Annotated in this window: 24 protein-coding genes; 12 read left to right on the top strand and 12 right to left on the bottom strand. The window is 71.0% G+C overall.

The genetic code is table 11. The features are described from left to right. Positions 1-155: 155 nt before the first annotated feature. The 4 genes from PVK37_RS06165 to PVK37_RS06150 are packed head-to-tail and all read left to right on the top strand — an operon-like array spanning position 156 to position 5,386. Positions 156-842, top strand: a complete 687-nt coding sequence (locus PVK37_RS06165) for a hypothetical protein (RefSeq protein ID WP_275032785.1) — start codon at positions 156-158, stop codon at positions 840-842. Further along, positions 835-2,961 carry a hypothetical protein gene (locus PVK37_RS06160; protein ID WP_275032784.1) on the top strand — a complete coding sequence of 709 codons (2,127 nt, stop codon included), beginning with the start codon at positions 835-837 and terminating at the stop codon, positions 2,959-2,961. Before PVK37_RS06165 ends, PVK37_RS06160 begins: the two co-directional genes overlap by 8 nt. Positions 2,962-2,997: 36 nt before the next feature. Further along, positions 2,998-3,981, top strand: coding sequence for a hypothetical protein (locus PVK37_RS06155; protein WP_275032783.1), 984 nt, complete (start codon positions 2,998-3,000; stop codon positions 3,979-3,981). Then, positions 3,974-5,386: a DUF4407 domain-containing protein gene (locus tag PVK37_RS06150; RefSeq protein ID WP_275032782.1), complete on the top strand. Its 1,413-nt coding sequence runs from the start codon at positions 3,974-3,976 to the stop codon at positions 5,384-5,386. Before PVK37_RS06155 ends, PVK37_RS06150 begins: the two co-directional genes overlap by 8 nt. A gap of 117 nt (positions 5,387-5,503) precedes the next feature. On the opposite strand, the gene PVK37_RS06145 is transcribed toward PVK37_RS06150, so the two are convergent. Beyond that, the gene (locus PVK37_RS06145) at positions 5,504-7,015 is read right to left on the bottom strand and encodes a flotillin family protein (RefSeq protein ID WP_275032781.1); all 1,512 of its coding nucleotides are present in this window, start codon (positions 7,013-7,015) and stop codon (positions 5,504-5,506) included. A gap of 28 nt (positions 7,016-7,043) precedes the next feature. Next, complete coding sequence (locus PVK37_RS06140; RefSeq protein WP_275032780.1) at positions 7,044-7,556, bottom strand: hypothetical protein; 513 nt, start codon at positions 7,554-7,556, stop codon at positions 7,044-7,046. A gap of 85 nt (positions 7,557-7,641) precedes the next feature. Here PVK37_RS06140 and PVK37_RS06135 point away from each other — a divergent pair, with 85 nt between their 5' ends. Continuing rightward, on the top strand, positions 7,642-8,958 hold the full coding sequence (locus tag PVK37_RS06135) for a hypothetical protein (RefSeq protein ID WP_275032779.1): 1,317 nt from the start codon (positions 7,642-7,644) through the stop codon (positions 8,956-8,958). Positions 8,959-9,165: 207 nt separating this feature from the next. Beyond that, positions 9,166-10,341, top strand: coding sequence for a helix-turn-helix domain-containing protein (locus PVK37_RS06130; protein ID WP_275032778.1), 1,176 nt, complete (start codon positions 9,166-9,168; stop codon positions 10,339-10,341). Positions 10,342-10,395: 54 nt separating this feature from the next. Here PVK37_RS06130 and PVK37_RS06125 read toward each other — a convergent pair whose 3' ends face one another. The 3 genes from PVK37_RS06125 to PVK37_RS06115 all read right to left on the bottom strand — a co-directional run bounded on the left by PVK37_RS06125 (position 10,396) and on the right by PVK37_RS06115 (position 12,619). Next, a complete protein-coding gene (locus PVK37_RS06125) occupies positions 10,396-10,806 on the bottom strand; it encodes a hypothetical protein (protein ID WP_275032777.1) in 411 nt (136 codons plus the stop codon). Between the two features lie 194 nt (positions 10,807-11,000). Continuing rightward, positions 11,001-12,104: a TolB-like translocation protein gene (locus PVK37_RS06120; protein WP_275032776.1), complete on the bottom strand. Its 1,104-nt coding sequence runs from the start codon at positions 12,102-12,104 to the stop codon at positions 11,001-11,003. Continuing rightward, entirely contained in the window at positions 12,101-12,619 is a 519-nt protein-coding gene (locus PVK37_RS06115; protein WP_275032775.1) for a SigE family RNA polymerase sigma factor, read from the bottom strand. The genes PVK37_RS06120 and PVK37_RS06115 overlap by 4 nt, the downstream gene beginning before the upstream one ends. Before the next feature lie 71 nt (positions 12,620-12,690). Between PVK37_RS06115 and PVK37_RS06110 the strand changes: the two genes are divergently transcribed. After that, entirely contained in the window at positions 12,691-13,170 is a 480-nt protein-coding gene (locus tag PVK37_RS06110; RefSeq protein WP_275032774.1) for a methylated-DNA--[protein]-cysteine S-methyltransferase, read from the top strand. Positions 13,171-13,294: 124 nt separating this feature from the next. On the opposite strand, the gene PVK37_RS06105 is transcribed toward PVK37_RS06110, so the two are convergent. Beyond that, positions 13,295-13,531, bottom strand: a complete 237-nt coding sequence (locus PVK37_RS06105) for a DUF397 domain-containing protein (RefSeq protein WP_275032773.1) — start codon at positions 13,529-13,531, stop codon at positions 13,295-13,297. 6 nt (positions 13,532-13,537) lie between these two features. Continuing rightward, the gene (locus tag PVK37_RS06100) at positions 13,538-14,392 is read right to left on the bottom strand and encodes a helix-turn-helix domain-containing protein (protein ID WP_275032772.1); all 855 of its coding nucleotides are present in this window, start codon (positions 14,390-14,392) and stop codon (positions 13,538-13,540) included. Between the two features lie 321 nt (positions 14,393-14,713). Between PVK37_RS06100 and PVK37_RS06095 the strand changes: the two genes are divergently transcribed. After that, complete coding sequence (locus PVK37_RS06095) at positions 14,714-15,019, top strand: hypothetical protein (RefSeq protein WP_275032771.1); 306 nt, start codon at positions 14,714-14,716, stop codon at positions 15,017-15,019. A gap of 26 nt (positions 15,020-15,045) precedes the next feature. After that, positions 15,046-15,282: a hypothetical protein gene (locus PVK37_RS06090; protein ID WP_275032770.1), complete on the top strand. Its 237-nt coding sequence runs from the start codon at positions 15,046-15,048 to the stop codon at positions 15,280-15,282. Between the two features lie 77 nt (positions 15,283-15,359). Here the strand turns inward: PVK37_RS06090 and PVK37_RS06085 are convergent, their stop codons facing one another. Continuing rightward, on the bottom strand, positions 15,360-16,439 hold the full coding sequence (locus tag PVK37_RS06085; protein ID WP_275032769.1) for an inositol-3-phosphate synthase: 1,080 nt from the start codon (positions 16,437-16,439) through the stop codon (positions 15,360-15,362). 23 nt (positions 16,440-16,462) lie between these two features. After that, positions 16,463-17,101 (bottom strand): PadR family transcriptional regulator, encoded by a 639-nt coding sequence (locus tag PVK37_RS06080; RefSeq protein WP_275032768.1) that lies wholly within the window; start codon positions 17,099-17,101, stop codon positions 16,463-16,465. Positions 17,102-17,278: 177 nt separating this feature from the next. Between PVK37_RS06080 and PVK37_RS06075 the strand changes: the two genes are divergently transcribed. Further along, on the top strand, positions 17,279-17,725 hold the full coding sequence (locus PVK37_RS06075; RefSeq protein WP_275032767.1) for a DUF5318 domain-containing protein: 447 nt from the start codon (positions 17,279-17,281) through the stop codon (positions 17,723-17,725). A 247-nt stretch (positions 17,726-17,972) separates the two neighbouring features. On the opposite strand, the gene PVK37_RS06070 is transcribed toward PVK37_RS06075, so the two are convergent. Next, a complete protein-coding gene (locus PVK37_RS06070; RefSeq protein ID WP_275032766.1) occupies positions 17,973-18,446 on the bottom strand; it encodes a hypothetical protein in 474 nt (157 codons plus the stop codon). On the opposite strand from PVK37_RS06070, the gene PVK37_RS06065 reads away from it, so the two are divergent. Both PVK37_RS06065 and PVK37_RS06060 read left to right on the top strand, forming a co-directional pair. Next, entirely contained in the window at positions 18,421-20,883 is a 2,463-nt protein-coding gene (locus PVK37_RS06065; RefSeq protein ID WP_275032765.1) for a transglycosylase domain-containing protein, read from the top strand. The genes PVK37_RS06070 and PVK37_RS06065 overlap by 26 nt on opposite strands. Positions 20,884-21,017: 134 nt before the next feature. After that, entirely contained in the window at positions 21,018-22,532 is a 1,515-nt protein-coding gene (locus PVK37_RS06060; RefSeq protein WP_275032764.1) for a glycosyltransferase family 87 protein, read from the top strand. A 209-nt stretch (positions 22,533-22,741) separates the two neighbouring features. Here the strand turns inward: PVK37_RS06060 and PVK37_RS06055 are convergent, their stop codons facing one another. After that, positions 22,742-24,997: an ICP22 family protein gene (locus PVK37_RS06055; protein ID WP_275032763.1), complete on the bottom strand. Its 2,256-nt coding sequence runs from the start codon at positions 24,995-24,997 to the stop codon at positions 22,742-22,744. After that, the gene (locus PVK37_RS06050) at positions 24,994-25,779 is read right to left on the bottom strand and encodes a deoxyribonuclease IV (RefSeq protein WP_275032762.1); all 786 of its coding nucleotides are present in this window, start codon (positions 25,777-25,779) and stop codon (positions 24,994-24,996) included. Before PVK37_RS06050 ends, PVK37_RS06055 begins: the two co-directional genes overlap by 4 nt. Positions 25,780-25,845: the final 66 nt, after the last annotated feature.

The following is a 25,845-nucleotide window of genomic DNA, read 5'->3' as shown; positions in this document are numbered from 1 at the left end:
TATCGCACAGTGTCCGGTGGCGGCGACGTTCCTTGCAGGGAGAGGCCCCTTCGTTGACTGTTACAGAACTCTTCGATCGAAGACTGTGTGTTTCCGTGGACGTGGAAGGTTACGGGAGGCGGGACGACCGAGCACAGGCTGAGGTGCAACAACGGTTGGTCCAGATCTTCACCAGGGCAGCGGGGGCAGCAGGTCTGGACCGCGGGTCCTGGACCACCCAGGCCAGCGGTGACGGTGAACTCGCGCTCGTTCCACTCGGGCGCGGCGAGCCCAGGGTCGTCGACGACTACGTCCGGCACATCGACGCGGAACTGAACCGGGTCAACCGGTACCGGACCGACACGGACCGGGTGCGACTGCGGATCGCCGTCGACCAGGGAGTGGCCTATCCGGGGGCGAACGGATACCCGGGGCGGGGCGTGGTCACGGTGAGCCGGCTGCTGAACTCGGGTCCGCTGCGGCAGGCCCTGGCGGCTGCCCCGCAGGCGAACCTGGCACTCATCCTCTCCGACGACGTCTTCCGGGCGCTCGTGCTCGGTGACCACACCACCTACGTCGAAAGCGACTTCCACGAGGTCGAGGTGGTGGAGAAGGAGTACCGGGCGACGGCGTGGATCCGGGTCCCCGGCGCCGGCCGCCCGCAGCATCAGCCGACCGGAGCCGGGAGCACCCCCGACCAGCCAGGTGAGCCCCGGCCTGACGACCCGGCCGCCGGCCGCGACCCGGCGGGTACCCCCGGTGCACCACAGCCGCAGCAGCGCGCCGACGTGATGAACGTCTTCCAGGGCGCGGTGGACGCCAGCCACGCCACCTTCGGCTTCTCCGGCGGAAGCCGTGGCTGATCCGGAAGCCACGGACGCACCGCGTACCGATCCGACAACACCCGAGCCACCGGAGCCGGGCGAGCAGGCCGACGCCGCTGGAGCGTCGTCCGCCCCACAGCCCGACCCGGACACCCCCGGCGCTCAGGAGCAACGGCGCGAAGCGCGGGTCATCAACCAGTTCTACGGGCAGGTGCACGCCGGCCAGGCCACCTTCGGCATCTCCGGTGGCGCGGCGGTGAGCCACGTCTCGGTGGGCCGGATCCCGGAGGCCGAGGTCGACCACGCGCTGCGGTACTTCGCACCGCCGGACGGGTACCCCCAGGCGGCCGGACTGCTCGACCGGGAGCGACTCGTCTTCCTCACGGGGGACCCGGGGGTCGGCCGCCGTACCGGTGCCCTGGCCCTGCTGCGCGAACGGATCGGTGCCGAGGGCCGGATCACCGGTCTTTCCCCGGCGATGACCCTGGCCCAACTCAGCGAGTACGACTTCGTCCGGGGGCGCGGCTACCTGGTCCTCGACTGGCTCGGCGAGAAGCGGGACGCTGCGGTGCAGGCGTTCGACGCGGCCCGGCTCGGTGACCGGCTGACCGACCGGGGTGCCTTCCTGGTGTGCACCGTGAACCAGCGGACCCTGTGCCGGGGTGACCTGGAACAACGAGCCGTCCCGTGGAGCCCGCCGAAGGCGGGGGCGATCCTCGACACCTACCTGCGGCTCGGTCGACCGATCGACGCCGCAGCGGTCGACCGGGTCCGCCAGCGGGTCGCCGAACTCCGCCTGCCCGGCGAGGTGGTCGGCCTGCTGGATCGGCTGCCCCAGGGCGTGGAGATCGCGCTGGCCGTAGCGGAGCACACCGAGCGGAACCGGGTGGCGAAGTGGTTCACGGAAGACAACTCCTGGCAGGAACTGCTACGGGTCGCGGCGCTGGCCTTCGCCCACGAACTTCCCGAGCGCAGGTTCGAGGAGGTGTACGCCCGGCTGCGTGAGATCGACCGCGCGGAGGAACTCGCTCTCTCCGCCGGCGTGGCATCTCCGGCCCCACCGGGGGCGACCACCGCCGGGCCGTTGCAGGAACGGCGCAACCTCTACCGGGACGGTGGGCTGGTGACCCGCCGGACCAGCGCCGACCGCGTCGACGACTTTGGTTGGGCCGAACGGCGGGTCGGGTTCGTCGCCGACGGCATGCGCGAGCACGTGCTGCACGAACTCTACGAGTGCGGCTACCGGCTCTGGCGTCCGCTACGGATCTGGATCGACGAACTGGCCGCGTCCGGCGACACCGAGGTACGCCTGCAACTGGGCCTCGGGATGGCCCTGCTGGCCCGGAACCGCGACGCCGCCCCGCTGGTGCGGGACATGCTCGTCGGCTGGGCGAAGGGCCGGGCGGGCGAACGGTTCACCGCGACGTCGGTCCTGTCCTGCATGGCCGCCGACGACGCGTTGGCACCGACCGCCCTACAGGTGGCGCTGAGCTGGGCCGACGGTGCCGGGCAGGGCCCGGCGGTGACCGCCGCCACCGCGCTCGGCGGGCCACTCGGTATCCGCTACCCGACCGAGGCGGAGCCCTGGCTCTGGCACCTGTCCACCCGGGGCAAACCGATCCGTGAGCTGGCCGTCCGCTCGCTGGGCCTGCTGTTCTGTACTGCGGCGGCCGACCCGCAGGCGGCGACGCGACTGCTCAAGCGCCTGATGCACCGACTACGCCGCACCCTCGCTCAGGCCCCGGAGCCCCGGATAGCGGGGTTCGCCACCGAAGCGGTCATCGAGGTGCTCTCGGTGGAGCATCTCGAACACACCCGTCCGGTGGTGGCCCATTTGCTGCGGCAGCAGCCGGCGGCGACCGAGCCGCTCGGCATCCTCTGGGCCGAGGCGCTGCGCAGCCTGCCCCACCGGTCGGGCGCCATCGACGCGTTGAAGCTGACCCTGGAAAGCCTTGCCGGACACGAGGAAGCCGAGTACGCGGTACGGGAGCTGGGTGCCGTGCTACGTCGGCAACTGACCGAGGCGGAGTGCGTGCGTCTGTGCCGGGAACTGGCGCAGGCACTGCGTGCCCCGGGTGACCCCGTGCAGACCCGACCGGTGATCGCCGCGTTGCTCGCGGCGCTCGCCGGCGGGACGCCCCGCACCGTCCTGCGTTGACGGGCCGTCCCGCGACACCCTTGAGAGAAGGACCCCATGCCCTATCCCGTACTGACGGAGAAGAACCTGCCGCCGGTGCTGCGTCGCCTGATCGGCACCCGCCGGCGACTCGTCACCGACCTGCCCTCGTTGCCGCCCGGCGCGGTCTACGTGTTCAAGGTCAACGGACAACACCGACTCTACGGTGACCGCCACGTCGACCACAGCGACGAGACCGTGGTCGACGCGGTCGCGGTCAGCGTGGTGCAACGACGCGCGGCCAACCTGCAGTGCGTCCTGGCCATCCCGTCGGCCAGCGCGGCGGACGAGTTCACGGTGGTCGTCAACTTCCGGTGTCAGGTCCTCACCCCGGAGGCGGTCGCCGAGGCCGGACTGAACGACCTCGTCACCCTGCTGACCACCTATCTGTGGCAGGACCGCGAACTGAAGAACCTGGGCCTCCAGTTCCGGATCGAGGACATCAACGACGTCCGGCGCCAGGTGGACGCCCGAATCACCGCCTACTGTCACCTCGTGCCGCCGGTGGTGCCGGGCATGGACGTCGCACTCAGCTCCGTGGTGGTGCACCCCTCGGCCGACCTGCGCGCCCAGCGTCGCCGGGTCCGGGACAAGAAGTGGGACCAGGAGGTCGGCCGACTCGACGTGGCCTGGCAGAACGAGGAGATCGACCGGTACGCCACGCTGCTGTCCGCAGGGCCCACCTACGCCGACGCCCTGGGGATCAGCCGCAACGAGATCAACGTGGGCCAGGTCGCCGAGCGGATGCACGACACCGAGGCGGAACGCCGACGACTGGTCGGAGCCGTGGTGCAGGACATGGTCGCCCGCGGCTTCCTGGACCGGGCCGACTTCGATCCGGTCCGACTGGTGGAAGAGCTGGTCGGCCGCAGCTCCGCGACCGAGAACAACCCGGCCCTGACCGTCGAGGCGTCGACCGCACTTCCGCACGGGCCCGGAGCCCGCAGGAACGGCGACGACACCCGGCCGGACTTCATCCCGAACGAGGCCGACATTGACTGATCGTGGACCGGAGCCCGCCCGGCGGGACGAGCGGAGCGGGACGTGGCGTCGTGGCGTCGACCTGCCGCGACTGCTCCGCGGAGTGGCCGGGGTGGACGAGACGCTGCTCCGCAGGGTGTGGCACGAGCGGGCCCGGCACACCTCGCTGGGCGGGGTGATCCTCGGTACCGCGTTGCTCGCCGCGTTCTCCATGTGGGTCGCCGTCAACCAGGTTCTCGGCCGGGTGTCCGCCTGGCACCTGTTCCCCGCCCTGCTCTGGTTCCTGTTCATCATCAACTTCGACCGGCAACTGGTCACCAGCATGGCGGGTGGCGTCCGCCGGGTCGGTCCCCTGCTGGCCCGGCTGGCCCTGGCGGTGATGTTCGGCGTCGTGATCGCCGAGCCGCTGGTCATGCGGATCTTCGAGACCGCCATCGAACAGCACATCAGGGAGGAACGCAGCGGGCAGCTCGACACGTTGCGGACCAGTCTGCTGTCCTGCAACGGGGAGAAGACCGCCACCGCCGAGGACACCTCGGCCAGCCAGGACTGTCGGCAGTACCTGCTGTCGTTCGAGACCACCCCGGCCGCGATCCGGCGGGAACTGGCCGGTACGCGTACCGAGGCGGCGGCGCTCCAGAAGACCGTCGACAAGGACACCACCGCGCTCAACGGACTTCGGGAGAAAGCCGCCCGGGAGTGCACGGGCGGCGGCGGTACCGGCTTCACCGGGCGGTCGGGGAACGGCCCGCGCTGCCGTCAGCGCACCGCCGAAGCCGAGGCCTTCGCCCGCAGCCACCCCATCGAGGAGAACGGCCGGAAGCACTCCGAGCTACGGGGACGGATCGTCGTCCTGGAACAACAGCTCTCTACCGCGGTGGCGAACTTCGAACAGGACCGGGACCGGAAGATCGCCGAACGGGTCGAGGAGGAACGCAGTCATCAAGGACCGATCGGTTTCCTCGAACGGCTGGCCGCCCTGCACGAGCTGACCGGCAGCAATCCGGCGCTGTTCGCGAGCACCTGGGCGATCCGGCTCTTCTTCATCGCGGTCGACTGCCTGCCGATGATGGCGAAGTTCTTCGGCGGCACCAGCGGATACGACCGCCTGTACCGCGTGCGCAGTGAGAGCACCGAGCGGATCTTCGTCGACGAGACCAGCACCGACGAGCGTCGGATCGCCGACCGGTACTCCGCCGACCGGGACGACATCGACAACCAGGCGCGGATGCGGCGCGCGGAGCACGAGCTGAGACTCCAGGAACACCAGGTGTCGCTGCGGGCCCGACGTGACGTGGCCGTGAACGACCTCGCCGCCAAGCTGCTCCGTGATCCGGGTCCGGAGAGTCGCTCCGGGACGGCGCCGAGCCGGTCGCCCGCCGGAGCGAACGGTACCGGCGGGCTCAACGGACGCTCGGTACTGTGAGCCGCCCGTCCTGACCGCGGCGGCCCGGGATCGGCACCGACCACGACGGACGGTGCCGATCCCGGCGGCCGGTCACGACCGCGTCCCGGCGGTCAGCTGTCGTGTCCCGGCGGCCGGTTACCGCGTCTCGACCGCCGTGGACTCGACGGGAGCCGTGCCGTTCACGGACGACGCCGAGCCGAGCTTCGCCAGCAGACCCGCCAGGTCGATGCCGGTCAGGTCGGAACCCAATTGGAGGCCCTGGGCCACGTTCCCGGCGACCGACTTCGTCAGCGACGACGCGCCGTCGGTGGAGATCACGGTCATCTTGTCGATCGCACCGATCGGGGCGCTGGCCGCCTCGACGACCTGCGGGAGCACCCGGACCAGCAGGTCCAGCACGGCGGCCTCACCGTACGCGGCGAACGCCTCGGCCTTGCGGGCCATCGCCTCCGCCTCGGCCTGCCCCTTGGCCAGGATCGCCTCGGCCTCCGCCCGGCCCTCCCGCTCGACCGCCTCGGCGATCGCCGACCGCCGCCGCTGCTCGGCCTCACCCTCCTTGGCGCCCTCGATCGCGTTCGCCTCGGCCAGCGCCGCCCGGCGGGCCCGCTCGCCCTCACCGGTCAGCCGGGCCTGCTCGGCGGCGGCCTGGGCGGCGGCGATGGTGGCCTGCCGGCGCGCGTCCGCTTCCAGCACGGCCGCGTTGCGGGCCGCCTCGGCCTCCTGCTCGACCTTGTACCGGGCCGCGTCGGCCGGCTTGCGGACCTCGGTGTCCAGCTGCCGCTGCTTCAGTTCGGCGTTGCGCTCGGCCACCTTCTGCTGCTCGGAGAGGATCGCCTGGTCCCGTTCGGCCTGTGCGAGCGGACCGGCCGCCGCCGACTTCGCCTTCGCCGCGTCGATCTCGGCCTGGATGGCGGCCTGCTTCAGCGACAGGTTCCGGTTGGCTTCGGCGATGGCCTCCTCGGCGAGCAGCCGCTCCTGCTCGGCCTGCTGCCGGGCCCGCGCCTCGGCGATGGCCGCGTCCTTGAGTACCCGGGCCGCCTCCGGCCGACCCAGGTCCTGGAGGTACGAACCCTCGGCGAGGATGTCCTGGAGCTGGAAGGTGTCCAGCACCAGACCCTGGTTGGTCATCGAGTGCTCGGCCTCCTCGGCGACCGCGCTGGCGAAGGCCGCCCGGTCCCGGATCACCTCCTCGACGGTGAGCCGGCCGACGATCGACCGCAGCGCGCCGGCCAGCACCTCCCGGGTGAAGTCCTCGATCTCGTCCTGCTGGTGCAGGAAGCGTTGTGCGGCGGCCCGGATGGCGTCCTCGGTGCCGCCCACCTTGACGATGGCCACGCCGTGCAGGTCGGCGCGGATGCCCTGCTTGCTGACCGCGCCCTTGATGCCGACGTCGATCCGTCGGCTGGACAGGTCCAGCGACTGGAGCTTCTGCACCACCGGCAGCACGAACACCGACGCGCCCAGGACGACCTTCTGGCCGGAGTTGTCGGTGGACCGGCCGCCGTCGGCGGTCTGGGTGGTGCGGCCCTTGCGGCCGGTGACGATGAACGCCTCGTTCGGCCCGGCCACCTTGATCCTGGACAGCACGAACATGACCAGGACGAGAAGGAGCAGTACCGCGCCGCCGATGGCGATGAGGAGGGGCATGTGGGGGTCCGTCTCTCTACGGGAAGGTTCAGTACGTCTCGACGTGCACGCTGGTCTCGCTGAGTGCTTCCACCACGAAGACCTGGGTGCCGACCGGCAGCGGGCGGTCGGCGCGGGCGTTGAGCTTCACCGGCTGCCCGGCGAGGCGTACCCGCACCTCGCCGTAACCGGTGGCGGGGATCGGGGTGACCACCAGGCCCAGCGCGCCGACCAGGTGGTCCCGGGTGGGCGTCGGGTCGGTACGCATGTTCCGGGCGGCTCGGCTCAGCCGGGCCGCGAACCAGGCGGTGGGGACGGCCGCGCCCGCGCCCGCGGTGACCGCCCCGGCGACCAGGGCGGGGGTACCGGCACCGAGCAACTCGTTGGCGATCGCCCCACCGAAGCCGAACGCCCCGGCGAACCCGGCGACCGCCTCCACCGAGACCGGCCCGTCGACGCCCGGCTGGCCGAGGTGCAGCAACTCCCCGCCGAGCAGGGCGACCGCGAGGACCGCGACGCCGGCCGCACCGATGATGAGGAAGATCAGCGTTCCGGTGGCCACACCCGCACGCTAGCCACCAGGGGCAACCCCACCGGGTGACCGGCCGGACACACGAGTCCCCGTCGAGCCGCAATAATCATGATCTATGCGTCCTCGACTGAAAGTCCTCGCCCTCGGTCTGCTGGTGGCCGTCGCCGCCCCGGCGGCACTGCCCGGCCCGGCCGTCGCCGCCGACGATCCGCGGCTGACCCAGGTCACCATCCGGGACGCCGCCGCGTTCACGCTCACCCCGGATTTCAGCCTGACCAGCTACGCCAACGCGTTGGCCAGCACGATCGGCGCGGACAACGTCGCCACCGTGCTGGAGACCGCCAACCGGCAGACCAACTCCTGCAACAGCAGCCAGCTCGCCGCCCAGCCGGAGTACTACGCCCGCACCGACATCCCGCTCGCCCCGGAGGACATCATCAGCTCCTCCGACCGCTTCTGCTGGAACACCGAGGACAGTACGACCAGACACTGGCTGCCGCAGGGCGTCACCGGCTCGTCCGACGCCGACGACGACCACCTGTGGGGTGACCACCAGGTGATGGTGGTGGCCTGGCACTACTCCGCCACCAACGCCGGCACCTCGTACGACAAGGGGGCCCGGATCTCGGTGGTGAACCGGGCCACCGGCGAGTACCGGCACGTGCTGCTGGTCGAACCGACGAAGACCAGCACCCCGAACTACAAGGCGGTCGGCATCCACGCCGGGGGCATCGCCTGGCTGGGCAACTACCTGTACGTCACCGACACCGAGGACGGCATCCGGGTCTTCGACATGCGGAAGTTCCTCTGGGTGGACGCCGCCAACGGGGACAAGGTCGGCCTGCACAACGGTGTGTACAAGGGCTACGGCTACTCGTACGTGCTGCCGCAGATCGGCACGTACCGGCAGGCCAACATCCAGACGAGCTGCGTACCGGCCACCTCGTCGCTGTGCTTCTCGTCGCTGACCCTGGACCGCAGCACCACCCCGGACACCCTGGTGGTCGGTGAGTACCTCAGCGGCGTCGACACCGCGAACCTGAACGTGGCCGGTGGCCGGGTGGTCCGCTACCCGGTGGACGCCTCGACCCGGCAACTCGTGCTGACCGGAGGCCAGGCCGTCCCGACCGACGCGGTGACCAGCCCGAAGTCCAACGTGCAGGGGGTGCAGACCTGGGACGGCACGTACTACCTGGGCCGCTCCTCGGCGGAGAAGCACAGCTTCATGTACAGCGGCCAGAAGGACGTCACGATGGACCGGTGGAGCTGGGCGATCGGCCCTGAGGACCTCTACCACGAGCACAGCGGCACCGGCTCCGGAATGGGACCCGGCAAGATCTGGACGGCCACCGAGCACTACGCCGACCCGTACACCGACGTGGTGATCGACAAGCGGGTGGTCTTCGCGGTACCGCTGTCCGAGATGTCGTGACAGACCACTCTCGTTCTGTTATTACCTTATTGCGCCGATAGTCGCAAACTTCACGCCCTGCCCGCCTTCCTTGAACAGGGAGTAGCATGTCTGCTACTTAGCATGATGATGTTCGGCGCGATGCCGTAACCGATCGTCGCTCGACGCGCGGTATGCCGGACGATCGAAGTCTCCACGGGGAGAGGCATGGCTCGGCAGGAGCGGCCGGTGGATCCGACTGCCGGCCCGTTGCAAGCTTTCGCGTACGACCTGCGGAAACTCCGCACCGAGGCGGGTGGGCCGACCTACCGGTCGATGGCCAGGGCTGCGGGTTACAGCGCGTCCACCCTCTCCGAGGCGGCCGGCGGTCTGCACCGGCCCAGCCTCGACGTCGTACTCGCGTACGTGGGCGCGTGCGGGGGTGACGTCGAGGTCTGGCGGGCCCGGTGGCACCGCCTGGACCGGGAGTTGAGCCGGTCGTCGGTGCGGGCGGGCGAACCGGCGGGGGATGCGTCCCGGCCGGTGCCGTCCGATCCGACGCGCACGCCTCCGGAACCCGGCACCCCGTCACCACCGTCGGCGGCCGGCGGGGCTCGTTCCCGTCGCCGGTACCGCTGGATCGCGGTGTCCGGTGGGGTGCTGGCCCTGGCCCTGCTCCTGATCTCTGTCGGGTGGTTCCAGCGGGGCGGTCCGACGGCACCCGCCGCCGGTCCGAGCTGCCCGCCGGCACAGGCGGACGCCCCGTTCACCGGTACGACGTACGGCAGCGGGGTGAACGTCCGCCGGGAACCGACCCTGGGATCGGAGGTCCTCTACTCCCTCCCGCCCGGGTGTGTCCTCGGACTGACCGGCTACTGCCTGGGGCAGAACATCACCGACGCGACCGCCGGTACCCCGGACGTCCGCTGGTTCCTCGTCGCCGGCGGCGGGGTCGTCGCCTCCGCCGTCATCCACGGCAATCCGCCGGCCGGGCTACGGCCGTCCGACTGCCCGGAGGGCCGTCCGGCACCCGCCTCGATCACGGTCGGCGTGGCGGGGCACCCCACCGGCCTCAGGCTCTCCGCGACCGGCACCCACGTCGAGATCGTCGGCTTCGCCGTCCGGTACGCGGACGATCCGGCCCTACCGGCGGACCACCGGTGGCATCAGGTCCTGCTGACCGACACGACCACGCCCGCCTTCGACGCGGTCTGGCGGGCGGACCAGCTCCGTCGGCGGCCCGCCCCCACCGAGGACGTCATGGTGGCCGCCGTGGCCTGTCTCGGCGGGCAGGGGCCGACCGACGTGCTGGCCGTCCGAACGGCCCGGATGGACGGTACGAGCCGCCCGGCCACGCTGCCGCCGGACGGTGACGAGAGGGAACGGCTGGCCAACGCGGCCTGTGCGTACCCCCGGGCGAACTGAGGGCACCGGTGACGGCAGGACCGGACGGTCCCACCGCCACCGGTCGGGCCGGGGTCAGCCGCAGTGCACGTTGTACTGGTAGCTGCCCAGCCCGTTGATGCTGCCACCCCAGTCGATGCAGCGGCCCGGGGCGGACACGTAGACCGGTCCGGCGTACGTGGTGTAGTTGCCGCTGTCGGTGATCCAGGGGGCACCGGCCAGCGAGACGCTGGCGCTCATCGGCAGCCGGGTACCCGGGTTGTCGCGAACGGTCACCACACAGTTCTTTCCGGTGCTGCCGCTGTAGGTCAGGTAGACGGTGCCGCGACCGACCAGGCTCATGGCGTCGATCACGCCGTAACTGGAACCGCAGGCGCCGTTGTAGGGGGCGGCCTGTGCGGCTCCGGGGGTGAGCGTGGTGAGGCCCGCGGCCACCGCGGCGGTGGTGGCCGCGCCGACGACGATCTTCTTCAGCTTGCCGGACATGGGTATCGACTCCTCACTGGGGCGGATCGGCTTGGTGAACGCCCCGCTACCGCATTGGTAGTGGCCGCGATGATTGACCGACACGCCGTGAGCTGGGGATCAATCATTTCCGATCAACGGCTCGGATCAGCTGCGCGGGAGAGGCACGTCTGTGACCGGGCGCGACAACGGCCGGGCGTGACAACGGCCGGACCTCAGCGCGGGGCGATGGAGAGCCGCAACAGGTCCAGCTCCCGGGGTAGCGGCTGCCGCTCCAGCTCACGACCGTCGACGTCGGCGAGCACCATGTCGTCTCCGTGGTGGTACAGCAGCCGCCGGTCGTCGATCCAGGCCGCGTCCTCGGCGGGGGCGTCGCCCCGGACCCGGCCGGTGGCGGTCTCCACGAGCAGCGGACCCGTCCGGCCCTTCACCACCACCAACCGGCCGTCCGGCGACCAGGCCCACGGGCCGGCGGGGTCGCCCGGCAGCGGCAGGAACCGGGTGGGTCGGCCGTCGTCGGCGGAGAACAGCTGCACCCCGCGCCGGGGGTGCGGCTCCGACTCGGAGCGCGGCTCGCCCGGGTCAGTCTGCTGGAGCACCACCTCCCGGCCGTCCCGGCTCCAGGTGAAGACACAGATGTCGGTGCAGAAGTACCTGACCCGCATGTCCACCGGGAAGGTCCGGAAGCCGCCGTCGACGTCCAGCACCCCGAAGGACCACTCGGCGGTCTCCTTGTCGAGCAGGGTGACCACCGCCCGGGTGCCGTCCGGGGACCAGTGCGCGTTCAGCGTCGGCTGACCGGTCCGCACCCAGCGCACCCGGCCAGTGGTCAGGTCGATCAGCCCGGTGTCCCGGGGCCGGTCGTAGTCGACCACCACGGCGGTGGTGCCGCGCGGAGCCGCCCAGAGTTCCTCGTACCCGGTGTTGCGCAGGTAGCGGTTCTGGTCCCGGTTGAGGACGTAGCCGGTCCGCGCCGGGGTGCCGGTGCCGGTGCCGGTGGCCCCGGTGACCACCCAGCCACCGGGCAGCACCAGCGGCCGGGCGGTCCAGTCCGGGCCGGGTGCCGGGTGCACCAGCACGCTCGGGGTGGGCGTGGGGTCGGCGACCACCGGCCCCGCCGGGTCCGGGCGGAGCAGGGCGAACGGGACGGCGAGGGCCAGCACGGCCAGGGCCGCGCCGCCGACGGTGGCGGCCCGCCGGCGGCGGCGCATGCGGTGCGCCCGGCCCAGCGCCGCCGCCGCCAGGCCCGGTGCGCTCCGCGCCGATCCGGCCAGCTCACGTACGGCGGCCCGCAGCGCGTCCTCCGGTGCGCCGGTCACCGGCCGACCTCCTGCCGGGCCGTCAGGTCGTCGAAGGCCGGCACGAGTTGCCGGAGCTTCACCAGGGCCCGGGACGCCTGGCTGGCCACCGTGCCGACCCGGCAACCGAGCAGCTCGGCGGTCTGCTCGACGCTCAGGTCCTCCAGGTACCGCAGGGTCAGTACCGCGCGCTGCCGGGGTGGCAGCTCGCGCAGCGCGTCCCGTAGCAGCAGACGCAGATCCGTCTCGCGGTGGTCGTGGCCCGCCGGCCGCTCGGGGGGATCGGCCATCGGCACCTCGGGTTGCCGCCGTCGGCGCCGCCAACCCGAGACCTGGTCGTGGTAGAGGATCCGCCGGACGTACGGCTCCGCGTCGCCCCGGATCCGCGACCAGCGGGTGTACGCCTTTGCCAACGCGTTCTGCAACAGGTCCTCCGCGGCGTGCTGGTTGCCGGCGAGGGCGTACGCCACCCGCAGCAGTGCGTCACCCCGTTCGTTGACGAACGCGGTGAACTCCCGGTCGGTCACCTCTGTCACCGCCCACCTCCGTTACCCAGACGCGCCCGGCCGGCGAAAGTTTGCCTCCGGTCGGGCGGGAGAATGGGTGGATGCGCTGGACCGTGTTCGACTCGCCGATCGGCGAACTCAGTGTCGCCGTGGACGACACGGCGGTGTGCGGCCTGCACTTCGGGCGGGTGGAGTCGGCCGGCACGGTGGCCGTCGACGCGCTGTCCGGGCAGGCCGTGGCGGAGCTGGCCGGGTACTTCGCGGGCGAGCTGACCGGGTTCACCGTGCCGGTGGCGGCCCGCCGGGGCTCGGACTTCGAGCGGGCGGTCTGGCGTGAGATGACCCGCATCCCGTACGGGGAGACCGTCACCTACGGCGAGGTGGCGACGGCGCTCGGCGATCCGGGCGCGGCCCGCGCGGTCGGGGTGGCCTGCAACCGCAACCCGATCCCGGTGATCGTGCCCTGTCACCGGATCGTCGGGGCCGGCGGGAAGCTGGTCGGCTTCGGTGGTGGCCTGCCCCGCAAGGTGCACCTGCTGGAGCTGGAGGCCCGGGTGGCGTTCCAGCGCGCCTGGTCCTGACGCCGGGGCGGGGCCGCTGATCGGCTGACAGTTCCGGGCGGCTCAGACACACGACACGCCGAGCGGATCACACCGGAACCAGCCACATCTCGGCGTGGGGATCCAGTGGCGGACGAGCCGTCGATCAGGAGGGCAGTGACCCTGGCGTGCGCAGGGCGGTGACGAACGCCGTCCAGGCGTCCGCCGGGTAGACCAAAACCGGCCCGCCGCGGTCCTTGCTGTCGCGTACGGCGAACCGTCGGCTGCCGTCGAGCACCGGCCCGGCCTCCACACAGTTGCCGCCGCCGTTGCCGCTGCGGGTGCTCACGTGCCAGGCCACCTCACCCAGACGTTCCGCTCCGGGCCGGTCGACGCTCGCCATGCGCGCTCACTCCAGACGTGCTTCCAGATCGAAGAGGAACCGTTGTACGGCACCGTTGCGCAGTGCCACACGCCGTAGTCGATCGTAACGCTGCATGAGTGATTCGGCGGTCGTGCCTTCGACCACGATGGTTCCCGCAGCTGTGCCGATGCAGCCTGTTGGCGGGTAGGGGCGGCGCATCCGAAAGACATCGAAGCCGCCATCGGGACTGGCGTGAGCACCAGCCTGTGCCGGGAGAATCATGATCTCGACGTTCGGCCACCCGGCTAGCATGCGCAGATGCGCCAACTGTTGACGCATCACCTCCGGGCCACCCACGGTACGGCGTAACGCCCCTTCATCGATCACCGCCGAGAAGTAGACCGGCTCGCCTTCCTCCAGCCGGCGCTGTCGCTTCATCCGTACATCCACGAAGCGGCTGACCTGCTCATCGGCGGCAGACTCATCCCACGCTCGGATCAGGGCCTCGGCATAGCTGCGGATCTGTAGCAGGCCGGGGACGACGACTAGCTGGAACGAGCGGATCTCGGTGGCCCGGCTCTCCAGCCAGATCCAGTCGATCAGGGAACCGGCGACGTTGGCGCTGAAGCCGTCCCACCAGCCCTTCTGCCAGGCGTCCTGAGCCATCGTCTTCAGGTCTTCGCGTCGGCGTGGGTCGTCAACGCCGCAGAGGTCGAGGTAGGCGAGGACTTCGGGCACCCGGGGCGGGACGATCCCGGACTCCATCCGGCTCACCGTGGAGGCGTTCCGGTTGAGGTAGTCGCCGACGTCCTTCAGGGTCAGCCTGGCCCGCTCCCGCATGTCGCGGAGCTGTTGACCGATCCACTGTGCCCGCAACGTCACCGCTTGCTCGTTGCGCATCCGCCACTCCCATCCATCGGCGCAACAACAGCATGAGCTGCGAAACTACTATCCGCAAGCTTGCGAAGGCGGAGAGTAGCATGCATGCTGCGTGAGGCTGCGGTCACGAAAGGTTACCGACGGTCGAGTGGGAAGAACGGACCGGGGTGGTCGGCTTGGCGGCATGCCCACCCCGGTCCGGCAACGAGCCGAACGGGAGACATCGCGATGGATGACGTCCCGGGGAACGACTCCCCGTCTGTCTACCACGTCGTGCCCGCTCCGCAGGGGCCCGCCGGTGCGTCGCACGTCCGCCTCTTCCATCAGGAGGGGTACGCACAGATGGGCGTCCACGAATCCCGCGCGCGGGCCGAGAGCCGTGCCGCACACGAGATCATCGCCGCGCACGTAGCTGATCAGGAGCCCGGTATCTGCCGGGTCTGCCTGGCACCGGGGCCGTGCGCGCCGGCCAACGCGGCGGCGAACCGCCTGGTCGAGTTGGGCCTGCCGGTACGCACGCCGGTACTGACGGCGGGTCGGCTCGCCGTGCTGCGCCACTGGCTGGCACCGCACCGCTGGGGCAGTCCACGCCCCGCCCCGCTCGTGACCCGGGCGTGGCGGTGGCGGCTCGGGTCGGCAACCGGCTGACCCGACCGGAGCAGGGAGGAGAACTGGTGCCTGACCCGGTTGACGACCAGCGGGACGAGTTTCGACCGTTGAACCTCAGGCCCGACGTCGAGCAGCGGCTCAAGGAGATCGCCGAGGCGGAGCACCGCTTGATGCACAAGACGGTCGAAGGGGCGGTCCAGGCGAACCCGGATCGACACGAGCGCGACGAGTGGACCCGTCAGGCCGCGCGCCGGGTCCTCGAAGAGAATGCGGAGTTCTTCGAGATGCTGGGGGACAGGTGAGACAGGTTGTCTGAGGCGGACGGCGAGGGCCGGGTCCGCTTCCGGACCCGGCCCTTCGACGTGCGGTGGTCGGCGCGTCAGCGCTCGATCTCGCCCTTGATGAACGCCTCGACGGCGGCGTGCGCGTCGTGGTCGGCGTACTGCACCGGCGGGGACTTCATGAAGTAGGAGGACGCCGACAGGATCGGGCCGGCGATCTTCCGGTCCAGCGCGATCTTGGCGGCCCGGACGGCGTCGATGATGACACCGGCCGAGTTCGGCGAGTCCCACACCTCGAGCTTCAGCTCCGCGTTGAGCGGGGTGTCGCCGAAGGAGCGGCCCTCCAGGCGGATGTACGCCCACTTGCGGTCGTCCAGCCACGGCACGTGGTCGGACGGGCCGATGTGCACGTCGCTCTTGGCCATCTCGTGCGGGATCTGGGAGGTCACCGACTGGGTCTTCGAGATCTTCTTCGAGACCAGCCGGTTGCGCTCCAGCATGTTCATGAAGTCCATGTTGCCGCCGAAGTTGAGCTGGTACGTGCGCAGCAGCTCGACCCCGCGGTCCTCGAACAGCTTCGCCAGCGCCCGGTGCACGATGGTGGCACCGACCTGGCTCTTGATGTCGTCACCGACGATCGGCAGACCGGCGTCGACGAACTTCTGCGCCCACTCCGGGTCGGAGGCGATGAAGACCGGCAGGGCGTTCACGAACGCGCAACCGGCGTCGATGGCGGCCTGGGCGTAGAACTTGTCGGCCTGCTCCGAGCCGACCGGCAGGTAGGAGACGACCACGTCGACCTGCGCGTCCCGCAGCGCCTGCGCCACGTCGACCGGCTGGGCGTCGGACTCCTCGACGATCTCGCGGTAGTACTGGCCCAGACCGTCGAAGGTCGGGCCGCGCTGCACGGTGACGCCGGTCGGCGGCACGTCGCACAGCTTGATGGTGTTGTTCTCGCTGGCCACGATCGCCTCGGCGAGGTCCATGCCCACCTTCTTGGCGTCCACGTCGAACGCCGCGACGAACTGCACGTCGGATACGTGGTAGTCGCCGAAGGTGACGTGCATGAGACCCGGGACGCGATCGTTCGGGTCGGCGTTCCGGTAGTACTCCACGCCCTGTACGAGGGACGAGGCGCAGTTACCCACACCGACGATGGCGACGCGGACGGAGCCCATAGCGTCTGCCTCCTTCTTTTTCATCACGGCCGCTCATTCCTGGACTCTCCAGGCGGAGGCGGGCTGGTGTCTTCTCGTCGGCCGCCGGCCGTCCCGCTGTCGGGGACCGTCGGGGCCCGGCCGGAGCGCTCGTTGGCGATGAGCTCCTCCAGCCAGCGGACCTCGCGCTCACAGGCTTCGAGGCCGTGGCGCTGAAGTTCCAGGGTGTACGCGTCGAGGCGCTCGGCCGCCCGGCCCAGCACGTCGCGAAGACCCTCGCGGCGTTCCTCGATCTTGCGGCGACGACCTTCCAGGATCCGCAGCCGGGTGGCCTGGTCGGTGCGGGCGAAGAACGCGAAGTGCACGCCGAAGCCGGTGTCGTCGTACGTCTCCGGACCGGCCTGGGCGATCAGTTGGGCGAAGCGTTCCTTGCCCTCCGCAGTGATCTTGTAGACCACCCGACCGCGTCGGCTGGTCAGCGCGGGAACCTCCTCCGGAGTCGCCGGTGTCTCGTCAGCCTCGGTGATCCACCCGGCTGCCTGGAGCCGGCGCAGCGTGGGGTAGAGCGAGCCGTAGCTGATCGCCGCCCGGATCGCGCCCAGCTTGGCGGTGAGCTCCTTGCGGAGCTCGTAGCCGTGCATCGGGGACTCCTGGAGCAGGCCGAGGATGGCGAACTCGAGCACGGGCCATCCTCTCTTCCCCCGTGGCCGCGGACCGGTTGGTCGACGCGATGTATCGGACCGATACATCGCACGTTAGCGGTTCCCCCTCATCAGGGCAAACCCCCCGCGATGCCACCGTGTCGTGACGGAACGTGAGCGTTGTCGCCCCATCCGGTCGGAACGCGTACCCTTTGCCGCATGCGTACGCAGCGCCAGGTCGTCGACTACTCGCTCCAGAAGCGGGCGGTGCTGCGTGAGGTGCTCTCCGGTCGGGTCGGTACGTACGACGTCTGCGACGCGTCGCCCTACCTCAAGAACGCTGCCCGGTTCCATGGCGAGCCGACCGAGCAACGGTGTCCGATCTGCCGACGGGAGAACCTCACCCACGTCCACTACATTTACGGGGACGAACTCAAGCAGTCCGCCGGTCAGGCGCGTACCCGGGCCGAGTTGCCCGTACTGGCGATGACGCTGCGTGAGTTCCAGGTCTTCGTGGTGGAGGTGTGCCTCGGATGTGACTGGAACCATCTCGTCGAGCAGTTCCTGCTCGGCCGGGACGGCCTGGTCGCGGGCGCGGACGACGGGCAGGAACAGGACGCGGTCGGCGGTTCGACCGCGCGGCGGAGGCGAGAGGCACAACGGTGAGTCCAACGCCTCCGGCAGCCGCCGACAACGACGACGGACGGGGCGATCGACAGTCTTTCGGCCGGATTGCTCCGGTTCGCGCAGAATTCAGCGGCTCCGACCCGACGGCTCGGGCGGAGGCACCGCGTGGCACAGCTCACGGCAAACCGGTGGTGGCGCACCCGCGTCCCACCGCGACCGGCAGGGTGTGAGGAATGAACTCGTACGGCGATCCCAGTTCCCCGCGTGGGCGGGCCCGGATTCCGGGTCAGAACGGTGACCCCGGGCCGGAGGCGGACGACGCGTACCGCCGTCCCGGCGCGGACGCCCGGGGAACCGGTTGGTCTTCCGGGCCCGACCCGACGACACCGTGGTCCTCCGGACCCGACGGGGCGACACCCACCGGCCGGGCCGCCCCGACACCCCGGGCCACCGGGTCCAGCGGGCGCGCGTCGGTGGCCGGCTCGGCGTCCGTACCCCGGCACGGCATGGCCCCGCCGATCAGCCCGCCGCCGGCCGGCTCGGCCTCGGTCGGCCGGGCCGGCGCCGGCCGGGCCTCGGTCCCGGTCTCCCCGGCGGGTGGGCACGCCCCGGCCGGTCGGGCCTCGGTGGGCAGCGGCCGGGCGTCCGTCGGTTCCGCCTCCCCGGTGAGCCCCGCCGGCCGGGCCTCGGTCGGCTCGGCGTCCGTCGGCGCCGCCTCGGTGGGTTCGGCGTCCGTGGGTTCCGCGTCGGTCGGCGGCATGGCCGGTCGGGCCACCGTCGCCCGGGCCAGCGTCGCCCCGCCCGGTGGCTCCGGCCTGGACGGTGCCGGGCCGGGCGGGCCGACCGGCCCCGGCCGGCGCAGCCGCGCCAACCGGGACCCGGAGGCGCTCAAGCGGGCGAAGAAGCGCAAGCGGATCAACATGCTCATCGCGAGCTTCGCGGTCTTCATCATGCTCGCCGGCATCGGCGTGGTCGGCTTCACGTACTACTCGGCGCAGGTCGTGCTGCCGAACAGCCTGCCGCTGCCGTTCGCGACGACCGTCTACATGAAGGACGGCAAGGGACTCGTCGCCAAGCTCGGCAGTGAGAACCGTGAGTTCATCGCGATCAAGGACCTCCCGAAGCACGTCCAGTACGCGGTGGCCGCCGCCGAGGACCGGAACTTCTACGAGCACTCCGGGGTCGACTACAAGGGCATCGCCCGGGCCGCCTGGAACAACTTCACCGGCGGCACCAAGCAGGGTGCCTCGACCATCACCCAGCAATACGCGCGGAACGCCTACGAGAGCCTGAAGGACGACACGTACGCCCGGAAGGTGAAAGAGGCGATCCTCGCCTCCAAGCTGAATGATCAGTTCTCCAAGGACGAGATCATGCAGCACTACCTGAACACCATCTACTTCGGACGGGGCGCGTACGGGGTCGAGGCGGCGGCGAAGGCGTACTTCGGGAAGTCCGCGAGCAAGCTGAACGTGGCGGAGGCCGCCGCGCTGGCCGGGGTGATCAAGCAGCCGCAGGCCAGCGCCACCCACCCCGGGTACGACCCGACCAAGGGCCCGGAGGCCACCAAGGCCGCCCAGGACCGGTGGAACTACGTGATCGGCGGCATGGTCGAGGAGGGCTGGCTCAAGCCCGAGGAGCGGCCGGCCGCGATGCCGGACATGAACAAGGAGACGGCGAACGGCTTCGGGGTCGCCTCCCCCAAGGGCAACGTGATCAACTACGTCCGCAAGGAGATGGAGCAGTGGGGCATGTGCTCCGACTCCGGCGCGGAGGGGAAGATCAGTTGCGTCGACGCGCTGCGCACCGGTGGTTACAAGATCACCACCACCATCGACCCGAAGATGCAGAAGGCCGCCGAGAACGCCGCCCGGCAGCAGGTAAAGTCCTCCCCGCTCTACGGCCATCCGCCAAACCTGATGGCGGCGGTCGTCTCGATCGACCCGAAGACCGGCGCGGTACGTGCCTACTACGGCGGCGAGAGCGGAGCGGACATCGACTACGCCGGCTTCAACATCGACAGCAACGGTGAACTCTCCGGCGGCCACCCGCCGGGCTCGACGTTCAAGGTCTACACCCTGGCGGCGGCGATCAACGAGGGCATCTCGGTGAAATCGCGCTGGGACGCCACCCCGTTCAAGCCGAAGGGCTTCGCCGACGAGATCGGCAACGCCGGCCGCGACGTCAGCAAGAAGTGCAACAAGTGGTGCACGCTGGAGGAGTCGACCGTCGAGTCGTACAACGTGCCCTTCTACCACGTGGCCAAGGAGATCAAGCCGGCCACCGTGCTCAACATGGCCCGCCAGGCCGGTGTCACCACGATGTGGACCCGGGAGCCGGTCAAGGCGTACGACCTGATGAAGGCCGAGCCGGACCAGCTCGCGCCGTCGAAGTTCGACGAGGTCATGGCGTACGGGCAGTTCCCGATCACCGTGCTCGACCACGCCAACGGGCTCGCCACGCTCGCCAACGAGGGCAAGTTCAACAAGGCCCACTTCGTGACCAAGATCGAGCAGCAGGACCAGGAGACCGGGAAATGGGAGACCGTCCCCGGCACCGGGCCTAAGATCAAGTCACAGCAGCGGATCAACCGGGACATCGCCCGTGAGGTGACCGCCGTGCTGAAGAAGATCCCCGGCAACATCGACAACTCGTTGGAGGGTGGCCGACAGGCCGCCGGCAAGACCGGTACCTGGCAGTACTCGAACACTGAGCAGAACGCAGACGCCTGGATGGTCGGGTACACCCCCCAGCTCGCCACCGCCGTCTGGATCGGCAGCGAGGATCCGAAGAAGCCGAAGATCCTCGACAAGAACGGCAATGACATCGGTGGTGGCAACATGCCCGCCGACGTCTGGGAAAAGTACATGGAGGCCGCACACAAGGGCATGGACAAGGTGGACCTGCCCGAGATCAGCGGTATTGGCGACCCGAACAAGGGCAACGGCGAGGAGCCGCCGCCGCCCGCGCCGACCAACCCGCCGCCGGGCCAGAACCCCAACCCGAACCCGCCCTGCCTCGACCCGCTGGGCATCCTCTGCCCGGACAACGGCGGCGGCAACCAGGGGCCTGGCGGCCCGGGTGGACCGGGTGGACCGGGTGGCGGCGAGCCCACCACCCCCACCAACCCGGGTGGACCGGGCGGTGGCGGTGGCGGTGACCTGATCTCACCACCGCCCCGTACCAACGAGGACTGACGTACCACCAGCGCCAACCCGCCGACGGCGGCCGGAGGATTCCTCCGGCCGCCGTCGCCGTTTCCGGCCGCCATCGTCGAACGTCCCGGGACGGGCGGGACGGGAGGGCCCCGGGTACGGCAGGATGCCTGGTTATGAGCACGCAGCCGACCGCAGGCATCGACGACGCTGAGCGCAGCGACCATCCGTCCCGGTCGGACGGGTTCGTCCGGGGCGCGTCCCAGCTCATCGGCGGTCCCCTCGGCGACCACGCGGTCGCGCTGGACCGGCCCGCCGGCGGGGAACGCCGCTTCTGGACCGCGGTACGCATCGTGCTCGCCCTGGTCTGCCTCACCCTCGCCCTGCACTGGGTGCAGAAGTCGCCCTGTCAGGACGGCGCCTGGACGAACAACGTCCAGTACACCCGGTTCTGCTACAGCGACGTGCTCGCGCTCTACTACGCCGAGGGTCTCAACGAGGGCAAGGTCCCGTACCGGGACCACCCGGTCGAGTATCCGGTGCTCACCGGGTACTTCATGGGCGTCCTCGGCCTGCCGGTGCACGCCATCGGCGTCGACAACCCGGACATCAACCAGGGGCAGTGGTTCTACAACCTCAACGCCCTGGTGCTCGGCGCGCTGGCGGTCGCCACCGTCGCGGTGATCCTCGCCCTGCGCCGCCGACGACCCTGGGACGCCGCGCTGTTCGCCCTGGCCCCGGCGCTGCTGCTCACCGCCACCGTCAACTGGGACCTGCTCGCCATCGGCCTCGGCGCGTTCGGGCTGTTCGCCTGGGCCCGGAACCGACCGGCCCTGGCCGGGGTGCTGCTCGGCCTGGCCGGCGCGGCCAAAATGTGGCCGCTGTTCATCCTCGGCCCGATCCTGGTGCTCGCGCTACGCGCCGGCAAGGTACGCGCCGCCCTCACCGCCCTCGGTACGGCACTGGTGTCGCTGGTCGCGGTGAACCTGCCGGCCGCCATCCCGTACCGGGAGAACTGGGACCGGTTCTTCGAGCTGAACAGCACCCGCCCCATCGACTGGGGCACCTTCTGGTACATCGGGCGCTACCTGGACGGGAAGATCAACCCGGGCAGCCCGACCCAGCAGGGGCCGTTCGAGTGGCTCAACAACAACATCCCCACCCTCAACTACCTGTCGTACGCGCTGTTCGGGCTGGCCTGCATCGGGGTGGCCGCGCTGGCGCTGCTGGCCCCCCGCCGACCCCGGCTGGCCCAGCTCGCCTTCCTGGTCGTCGCCGCCTTCCTGATCTTCAGCAAGGTCTGGTCGCAGCAGTTCGTGCTCTGGCTGCTGCCGCTGGCGGTGCTCGCCCGGCCCCGCTGGGGTGCCTTCCTGGCCTGGCAGCTCGCCGAGGTCGGCTACTTCGTCGCCTTCTACGGTGAACTACTCGGCTCGGCCACCGGCAAACCGGTCTTCCCGGAAGGCGTGTTCGTGCTCGCGTCGACCCTCCGGCTCGCCACCGTCGTGGTGCTCTGCGTCTTGATCATCCAGGAGATCCTGCACCCCGAGCGGGACCCGGTCCGCGCCACCTACGCCGACGACCCCGACGGCGGCCTGCTCGACGGGGCACCCGACGCGCCCTGGTACTCCCGCTGGCGACAGCGGGCGGCGGCGCCACCGGAACCCGAACCGGCCGGTGCCGCCACGAGCTGACCCGAGCCGGGCCGGCGGGCCCGGCGCAACCGGCGGGTCCGCCCGGGGACCCAGCGGGCCTGGCAACCGCTGCCGGACCCGATGTCCGGCAGCGCAGCCGGCGGCCGCCCGGAACCGGCAGCCGCCGACGACCCGGCCGACCCGGTGACCGCCGACAGCGCCGGTGCCGTCACTCGGCGGCACCGGCGCCATCGCTGGGCGGCACCGGGTCAGAGCCGGTAGACCACCGCGTCGCCGATCTCCTCCCGGCGGATACCCAGCCCGTCGACCGGCAGGTCGATGGTGGCCTCCCACGGGGTGCCGACCACCTGGTCCCGGGGGATCACCACGGCCCGCACCCCGAGTCGCCGCAGGTAGTCGATGCTGGTCGGATCCGGGAAGGAGAGCGTCACCTCCCGGGTCTCGGCCAGCCGGGCCGGGGTGAACCCACTGCCGCCGTTGACCACGTCCTGGAACCGGCTGGTCGTCCAGAGCATCACCGGCTGGTCGTGGTTCTGGCTGCTCGGCAGCACCAGCAGCGGCCCCTCGACGCTGCGCAGCGCCGCCGGCTGGGGCGGCACCACCGGATGCGGAGTGGCGTTCAGCCCTTCCACCACCACCAGCAGCAGCGGCAGCAGGGTCGCCGCCCGCAACCACGGGCCGGGCCAGGGCGGAACCCGGTGGGCGGCGAGTTCGCGTACCCGCATCGCGAAGGCGGTGAGCGCCCCGGCGGCCAGCAGACCGAGCAGGAGGGTGGCCCACAGCATCAGCCGGCCCGGGGTCCGGATGCCGTCCCAGCCGGGCAGGTACTCGAAGAGCGGTACGTAGGTGAAGGTGCCCCCGAAGAACTCGGTGCCCATCGCCAGCACCATGCTGACCAGCACCCCGGCCAGCAGCAGCAGCCGGTGCCGCAGCTTCCAGACCGAGAAGAACAGCCCCGCGGCGGCGAGCGCGTAGAGCACGAAGCCCGGCAACAACGTCATCTCCGGATGCCAGGGCAGCCCGGCCCGCGCCCCCTCGTGCAGACCACCCCAGATCCGGGACTCGGCCGGCGCGGTGAAGAACCCGTAGGCCGGCGGCGAGTAGACCTCGATGTCACCGATGCTGCGCCGGGCGTTCGGGTGCAGCTCCGCGACCTTGAAGTACGGAATGGCCAGCAGCGCCCCGGTGGCGGCGAAGATCAGGCCACCGATCACGTCGGTGATCAGCAGCCGGGGGCCGAACGGGTGCCGGACCGGCCGGATCCAGAACCGCCGCAGGTACCAGGTGACGGTGGCGACCAGCACGATGCCACCCAGCACGTACGCGAACGGCAGACCGATCCCGAAGCCCAGGCTGAGCTGCCAGGCGGCGACCAGCCACCCGGCCAGCGCCCAACCGGCGTGCCGCCGCTTCGGGCGGTAGCCGTACCGCAGCGACCAGCCGTGTCCCCGGGCCAGCATGGCCAACGCCAGCGGGATACCGCCGTTGGAGATGATGTGCAGGTGCCCGGCCTGGGCCAGCAGCCACGGCGCGTACGCGTAGCTCACCCCGGCCGCCGCCGCGCCGATCCGGCCCGCGCCGAGCTGCCGGGCCAGCGCGTACGCCCCCAGCGTGGCCAGCGCGTGGGCGAACACGAAGAGGATGTTGTAGCGCAGCACGGCGGCCTCGGGACCGTGGCCGATCATGCCGGCCGGGGCGTACCCGAGGAGCATGTCGGAGAAGGCGAAACTCCACGACTCCGGATAGAACGTGTTCGCCTGCCACAGGTGGGCCGGGTTGCTGAGCAGGATGTGCCCGGACCAGGCGACCTGCCACGCCTGGAGGGTGGGATCGTAGATGTCCTGCGGGATCGTGTAGAGGGGGTAGCGCAGGGCTGGCCAGGTGAGCAGGACGGCCAACACGACCGCGCCGAGGGTGGCCAGGGTCCACTCGTGGACCAGGAAGCGACCCACCCGGCGGGCCGTCCGCCCGAGCCGACCCGGCACCACGTCGGGGGCCGGGCCGAACGCCTCGAAGGGGTCACCGTCCTTGGCGGGCTCCTCGCCGCCGGTACCCTTGCCCTCCTTGCTCTCTCCGTCCTTGCTCTCCTTGCCCTCGGGGCCCTTCCCGTCCTTGCCGTCGCCGGGCTCGCTCGCGTTGTCGTCGCTGTCGCCGGGCTTCCTGCCACCGCCGCCGCCGGACTTGTCCTCGCCGGGCTCGCCGCCGTTGGCGGCGGCCTTGTCGCTGTTGTCGCCGGCCTTGTCACCGTTGGGTCTGCCGTCGCTGGGTTTGCTGGCCTTGCCGTCGCCGGCCTTGTCGCCGCTCGGTTCGCTGGCCTTGTCGCCGCCGGCTGCGGCCGGTGCTCCGGTGGGGCGCGACGTGCCCGCAGCACCTTCGGCGCCGGCCGCCGTGGTGTCGTCCCGCACCACGGTGGCCGGTGTCGGCCCGGCCGGGCGGACGGGGTCGCCGGCGCGTTCGTCCCGTCCGGTGCCGGTCCCCGTCGCGTCGGACGTTCCGCTACTCATGCCGACGTACCACCCAGATGCTGCCGCAGGAAGGCGATGTCCGCGCCCTGCCCGTCCGCTCCGCCGGGGGTCTCCACGATGACCGGCGCGTCGGCGGCCCGGATGAGTGCCACCAGCAACTCCGGGTCGATGGTGCCGTCGGCGAGGTTGTCGTGCCGGTCGCGGCCGGAGTCGAAGGCGTCCTTGGAGTTGTTGGCGTGGATCAGGTCGATCCGGCCGGTCACCGCCTTCACCCGGTCCACCAGGTCGAGCAGTTCCTCGCCGCCGGCGTGGGCGTGGCAGGTGTCCAGGCAGAACCCCACGTCGTACCCGTCGAGGGCGTCCCAGAGCCGGGCCAGTGCGTCCAGTTTGCGGGCGCAGGCGTTGTCACCGCCGGCGGTGTTCTCGATCAGGACGGGGACCCCGAAGCCGCCCTGCTCGGCGGCGTACGCGAAGGTCTTACGCCAGTTGTCGAAGCCCTTCGCCAGGTCGTCACCGGCGTTCACGTGACCGCCGTGCACGATCAACCCCCTGGCCCCGATCTCCGTGGCGGCGGTCGCGTGCCCGAGCAGCAGTTTCCGGCTGGGGATCCGGATGCGGTTGTTCAGCGTCGCGACGTTGACGACGTACGGCGCGTGGACGTAGACGTCGACGTCCGAGGCCCGCAGCCGGTCGACGTCCTCTCTGGGCTGGGGGGCCTTCCACCCTTGCGGGTCGGAGAGGAAGAACTGCACGGCGTCGGCGGTGCGGATCGCCGCCTCCGCGAGCGGGTCGGTCGGGTCGACGTGGGCTCCGATACGCATGCAGGGGAGCCTACTGGCGACCGGCGTCATCGCGGGTGACGGCAGGGCGCGCCCAGCAGACCCGGG

This window comes from Micromonospora cathayae, from assembly GCF_028993575.1.
Classification (GTDB): domain Bacteria; phylum Actinomycetota; class Actinomycetes; order Mycobacteriales; family Micromonosporaceae; genus Micromonospora; species Micromonospora cathayae.
The sequence above is the reverse complement of the archived record's forward strand: the minus strand, read 5'-3'. Positions and strand labels throughout refer to the sequence as shown.